The 5,727-nt window shown below is 61.3% G+C and carries 4 protein-coding genes; 1 reads left to right on the top strand and 3 read right to left on the bottom strand.

All coding sequences use genetic code 11. The features are described 5' to 3' along the window. Positions 1 to 249: hypothetical protein (locus LD28_RS23030; protein ID WP_206538752.1), on the bottom strand; the 249-nt coding region annotated here is incomplete at its 3' end. A gap of 674 nt (positions 250 to 923) precedes the next feature. Then, positions 924 to 2,864 carry an amidohydrolase gene (locus LD28_RS0112380; RefSeq protein WP_033137269.1) on the bottom strand — a complete coding sequence of 647 codons (1,941 nt, stop codon included), beginning with the start codon at positions 2,862 to 2,864 and terminating at the stop codon, positions 924 to 926. 225 nt (positions 2,865 to 3,089) lie between these two features. On the opposite strand from LD28_RS0112380, the gene LD28_RS0112375 reads away from it, so the two are divergent. After that, entirely contained in the window at positions 3,090 to 3,809 is a 720-nt protein-coding gene (locus LD28_RS0112375) for a TetR/AcrR family transcriptional regulator (protein WP_193354309.1), read from the top strand. Positions 3,810 to 4,189: 380 nt separating this feature from the next. On the opposite strand, the gene LD28_RS0112370 is transcribed toward LD28_RS0112375, so the two are convergent. Then, on the bottom strand, positions 4,190 to 5,596 hold the full coding sequence (locus LD28_RS0112370) for an FAD-dependent oxidoreductase (RefSeq protein WP_033137268.1): 1,407 nt from the start codon (positions 5,594 to 5,596) through the stop codon (positions 4,190 to 4,192). Between the last annotated feature and the right edge of the window lie 131 nt (positions 5,597 to 5,727).

Raw genomic sequence — 5,727 nt, 5'->3', positions numbered from 1 at the left:
CAATATGCTTTGCAGGCACGCAGTAGCTTGGCTTGAAAAGTTGCTCCATGTTTGCTCTGGTATTAATTCTGGGTCGCAGGCTAATAAAAGTTCATTTATAAATGCTACAACTTTCTTGAGTCTTGCTATTTCAGTTGTATCGGTGATGACTGTTTTATCATCTGAGTTGATACTATCTTTTAACGATAAAATTTGAGACCAAGTATCTTGGAAGGGATGCTTTTCAAAATTTTCTATCCAGCGACTCATAAATAACACCAAAAAGTTAATACAAAATGTCATGTAAGTATGAAATATAATAATCACTCAAACGAAAGCTAAATCTTAAAGTCACAATCCAATTTAACCTTTATTGAAAATGCAACCTTAGAAAACAACATCAACTAAGGCGGATTTTGTCTTCAATTGAGGCATGGTAACTGACGCATTGAGCTATGCAAACTGAATGAAGACAAAAAACAGCCGGAGATCAACAAATTTGTTAATAAGGTGGCGATGTGTTGGTTGTATTTTGAGCTTTTAGATTTAAATAACGAGGCGTATTCAGACGATCGGGGGGGGGAGTATGCCATAACCTTTGCCTACAGGCAGAATCCAACAGGCCAAGATTGTTACGCTGTTGCAACCAAGTTGGCTGAGGCTGTTTCGCTGGTGAATCAATCCAGCCGCTGTTTGGGGCAACCCGCTGGCCACGCTGGTTGCCAATGCCCCTCCGATTTGAGGCAAAGTGCCAAGCCGAACACGGATTAGCTCCCGCTTATTGACCCTTGCACAGCGCACCTTGCCATCAGGGCTCGCTATCACTCCCCGAACTAAAAATGCCGACCAAAAGGTCGGCATTTTGCTGTTACAAGGCGCTGGTCTGGCTGCATATGCTCAGATCGCCGCTGACCAGATGCTCACCCTCGCCATTGTGCTTGAGCCTATTGGCTAAAGATTGTCTGCCCGCGAAAGACGGTGCGGGTGACTTTGGTGTCGGCGATCTGCTCCGGCTTGCCGCTGGTGACCAGCTGGTAGAGATCCCGATCCAGCACGATAAAGTCGGCCGATTTGCCCGCTTCGATGGAGCCGCTGACGGCCTGCTGGCGCACCGCTCGGGCGCCATTGATGGTGTAGGCATCCAGCATCTGGTCGAGGGTGATGCGCTGGCTCGCCCGAAAGTCATCGCCGCTCCGGGGCGCATGGTTGACCCCGGCGGCCATATTGACGAAGGGGCGCGGATCGCGGCTGTCGACCGGCGCATCGCTGCCGGCCACCAGAATGGCCCCCGCCTTGCGCGAGCTGGCTACCGGATAGAGCGCCTGCTTGAGATACCCCTTGGGATCGTACATCGCCTCGTGCAGGGATTGCCCCTTGCGGGTCGGCTGGATAAAGGGGGTGACCAGCATGTCATATTCGGGCTGGGGGTTGGTCCAGGCATAGGTGAAGGTGAGGTAGATGCCAAGCTGGCCGAGCCGCTGCTGATCGTCCGGATGCACCACCTGCAGATGGGCGAGGGTGTGGGGAGTGCCGTGATCGCCGTTGCTGGCGCGGGCCGCCTCCAGCGCATCGAGGGCCATGCGGGTGGTGCGATCGCCGATGCTGTGCATATGGATGCTAAATCCCGCCTTGTCGAGCGCTCCCACGTAGCGGTTCAGATCGGCGGCGCGGTAGTTGACCAGCCCCTTGCTGCCGGCATCCTCGCTGTTGGCGGTGATGGTGACCTGCTCGCCACCCTGATCCACGGCGAGGTGGGGGGTCTGGTAGTTGGCCAGCATGCCGGCGTTGGGCAGGAAGGGGGGCGTGCTGAAAGGGTCCCCTTCCAGTACCCCGTCGAGGAAGATCTTGACCGCATCGGCCTTGATCAGCGGATCGCCGGCAAACTGGTCGCGCACCCGGTTGGCCTTGGCCAGATGGCCGCCGATATCGAGCTTGCCGCTGTAGTCATCCTCGTGAAAACAGGTGGCGGCGGTGATCCGCATATTGAGCAACCCCTTCTCTTCCATCTCCCGCAGACGTTCGCGGATAAAGTCGGTGGCGCAGGCGTCCTGAATGCTGGTGATGCCGCGTGAGGCCATCAAGGTCGAGACGGCGGGCAGGATCTGGCGATACTGGTTCGCCGCCTGCTCGTCGTGGGCGCTGAGCAGGCCGCTGTCGGGGGAGGGGATGGCGCTGCGGGCCCCCTCGCGAATAACGCCGCTCTCGAGATCCACATAGGGTTTGAAGGAGGCAAAGAGGCCGCCCGGCGCCAGGGTGGCGGCGGTGAAACCCACCTGTTTGCCGCTTTTATCGGTCGCCAGCGCCAGTGCCCGCGAGTTGTAGGCGCTGGCGTGGCCATCGACCCCGGCCAGCACCACAGGGTTGTCGGGGGCGGCGGCATCGAGGGCTGCCAGCACGGTTTTATAAGCGGCGGTGGGGGCGTTGCCCTCGTAGGGTGACCACTGGTTGATCACCAGCCAGTCGCCAGCCTTGGGGGCGTAGCGGGGCAGGCAGCGCTTCACCTTGGCTGCCAGCTCGCCTAGATCGACCGGCTTGCCGTCGAGATCGCACATATCGAGGGCCACCGTGCCCAGCAGGTGGATATGGTTATCGTGCAGCCCCGGCAGCACCATCTTGCCCTGCAAGTCGACCACCTGGGTGTCGGGCGTACTAAACGCCTCGGCCCCCTGCCGGTTGCCCACATAGAGGAACTGGCCGCCGCTCACCACCATGGCCTCTGCCACCTGGCGCTGACCATCCTGAGTGTGGATCTTGCCGTTGAGATAAAGGGTGCGCGCGGCGGTGGGCGGCTGCCCCTGCTGGCAACCCGCCAGAGTGGCGGCCAGCAGCGGGGCGAGCAGCAAAAAAGTGCGGGAACGGGCGTGGTGTGGTGCCTTGCAATCCATGCGGTGATCTCCTTGAGGGTCGGGTTGAGTGCAGTGTTTACTGCACATTGAGCGATCTCTTTATGGCTGCCCGGTCAAAAAATGCCAGCAACTGCTGCAAATATTTAACGTTTTGTTTACCATGTCACATCAATCGGTGGCGAGCGGGGCGCAGTGCCCGCTTTGCTGAGGTACCAAGATCTACCGCCAGAGCGCCTGCCGATGGGCCAACAACAGGGAGGCGTGATGTCAGAGGAGTCAGTGAGCGAGGGGCCGTTACCCCGGGGGGTTGCCATGCGCCGCCAACCCAAGCAGCAGCGCAGTCAGGCGGTGGCCAGCCGCATCGAAGAGGCGACCCTGAGCCTGTTGCAGGAGCAGGGCTTTGCGGCCCTTAACACCAATGCCATCGCCGATCGGGCGGGGGTGGGGATCAAGTCGCTCTACCACCTCTATCCCAACAAGGAGGCGATCATCGGCCGCCTCGCCATGGGGTGGCTGGCGGCGGTCTGTGAGGCGCAGCAGGCGATCCGGCTGCAGGCGACCAGCTGGCCGCAGGCGCTGGTGCTGCTCGACGAGGCACTGGAGGCGCTGGAGCGCCGCTTTGTCGGCTATGGCGCCCTCTGGCATGCGATGGATCTCATCCCCGAGCTGCATGCGCTGGAGCAGCAGCACGAGCGGGGTCAGATTGATTTCTGGTCATCCCTGTTGCGCGATTTTGGCTGCCGCTGGCCGGAGCCCGAACTCACGACGCTGGTGCGCTACTTCTATCGCACCGCCGATGTCACCAAGCAGTGCACCCGGAGCGATGGGGATCTCGGCCAGCAGATGTGGCTGCTGCACCGCCACTGGAGCGAGCAGCTGATCGCCGCCGCCATTGCCGAGCCCGACCCCGAGCGAGTGTGGCAGGCAAGGCCAGCGTTGCTGCTGGGGACGGAAGTCCCGGCAGCCGACAAGTGGCGGCGATAAACCGCGTACAAGTTTAGCGGGCTGGTGCTTTTTGTCCTGATCGGCATGGCTCTTCGGCGTGGTTCTCTCTGGCGCGATATCCCTGCAAGGCGGCGCCGTGTCAGCCTGATTGTTGCGCAAGTGAGATGATGTTTATTGATGGCGTTTCGCTGGTGAAACAGTGCTATTAGCGGCAAGTCGAGCACCGTTTGTGCCGCGTCTTGTCTATGCCCTCCGATCCGGGTGATGCAGCGCGGAGCTGATTTCAGGTTTTCGCCGCTCGGGATCAGCAGGCGCGCTGATGGCCGACGGCGCCAAGAGCAAAGCGCCAACCCTTAGGTCGGCGCTTTGCTGGTTGCGGTCAGACGGGGTAGAACCGTGCGGGATTGGTGTTACCGCGCTTACTTGTCTGCCTTGCCAGCGGCATCGGCAAGTTTGGCCAGCTGTTTGTCATACCAGGCCACCGGGCGGTTTTCATCTTCCGCGCGCTCTTTGCGCCTGATGGCGTTGCGCACCGCCATGGCCCCCAGCCAGCGAAACGGTTCGGGCGGGAAGTAGCCACGCGGGCCGCTGACCAGCGCGCAGTCGCGCCACGGCTTGTCTTCCTCCCGCACTTCATCGCGCACCAAAGCCGCCAGGATCTGGCCGCCGATCCAGCTTTGCGCCACCCCGTTGCCGGAGTAGCCGAGGCCATAGACGATATTGGGCTGCCCTCGCCAGTGGCCGAAGAAGGGGAGGCCATCCACCGAGCGGTCGGAGGCGCCGCACCAGCTGGCGGCGATGGGCACCTCTTTGAGCGCCGGAAAGAAGCGTCGCAGGGTGCGGGTAAGGGGGGCAAGATAACGGCTCGGCGCATCAAACTCGGCCAGATGGCGGTTGGCAAAGGCGAAGGTGTTGCCCCCCTTGCCTAGCATCAGCCGTCCTTGCGGGGTGGAGCGGTAGTAATGCACAAAGGTGCGGCCATCCACCACGCTGCGACCGTGCTCAAGCTGCTGGGCAGCCAGTGCATCCGGCGCGGGGTCGGTTATCACCATATCGGAGGAGACCAGCACTATACTGCGGCGAAACTCGCGAAAGTGCTGCACCATGGCGCTGTTGAGGGCCAGCACCACCTTGCTGGCACGCACCTCACCCTGCGGTGTCTGTACCCGTGCAGGCTGACCCGCCTCAAGGCGCTGCATGGGGGAGTGCTCATAGACCTCGATCCCCAGTTCCCGCGCCACCCGCAGCAGGCCGCGCACCAGCAGTGCCGGCTGCACCGAACCGGCGTGGGGGCTGTAGAGCCCCTCCAGATGAACGTGGGAGCCGCTCTGACTCGCCAGTTCACCCTCTTCAATCGCCTGCCACTGGTTAAGGTCAGCGAGTTTCAGCTCCCGCAATACCGGCTCCATCAGGCCGCGCTGCGCCTCGCTGGTGGCGGTGTAGCAGGTGCCCTCGACCCTCAGCTGCGCCTCTATGTTGTGTGTTTCGCAGAAGCGGGCGATCTCGTGCACCGCCTGCTCGGATCTTTGCACCAGCCAGGCGGCCTGCTGCTCGCCAAAGAGGCGCTTTAAGGTCAGGTATTTGGCCGACCAGGTGAGCAGGCAGCCGCCGTTGCGCCCGGAGGCGCCGCTGCCGCAGCGATCTTTCTCCAGTACCATGATGCGCAGGTGGGGCTCGGCCTGTTTAAGGGCAATGGCGCTCCAGAGTCCGGTAAAGCCGCCACCGACGATGCAGACATCGGCCTCGTGGTGGCCGTGAAGGGGCGTGGGCGGCACGGGCTGTTCGGCGGCGAGCGCTTCGGCCAGCCAGAAGGGGAGAGTGGACATGATGACTCCTCGATAAGGTTATGGGTGGCGCCAGCGCTGGGTGCGATCCAGCAAGGCGCGGCTCAGAAAGAGCTGGAGCAGCTTGATGGTGGCGGCGGCCAGCAGGATCAGGGTGGCCATGGCGGCGGCCG

Source organism: Aeromonas finlandensis, from assembly GCF_000764645.1.
GTDB classification, from domain to species: domain Bacteria; phylum Pseudomonadota; class Gammaproteobacteria; order Enterobacterales; family Aeromonadaceae; genus Aeromonas; species Aeromonas finlandensis.
This window is presented reverse-complemented; position numbering and strand designations above follow the sequence as displayed.

Excerpts from the sequence above, each read along its gene's own strand:
- LD28_RS0112380 (WP_033137269.1), bottom strand. The coding sequence starts at position 2,864 with ATGGATTGCAAGGCACCACACCACGCCCGTTCCCGCACTTTTTTGCTG.
- LD28_RS0112375 (WP_193354309.1), top strand. The coding sequence starts at position 3,090 with ATGTCAGAGGAGTCAGTGAGCGAGGGGCCGTTACCCCGGGGGGTTGCC.
- LD28_RS0112370 (WP_033137268.1), bottom strand. The coding sequence starts at position 5,596 with ATGTCCACTCTCCCCTTCTGGCTGGCCGAAGCGCTCGCCGCCGAACAG.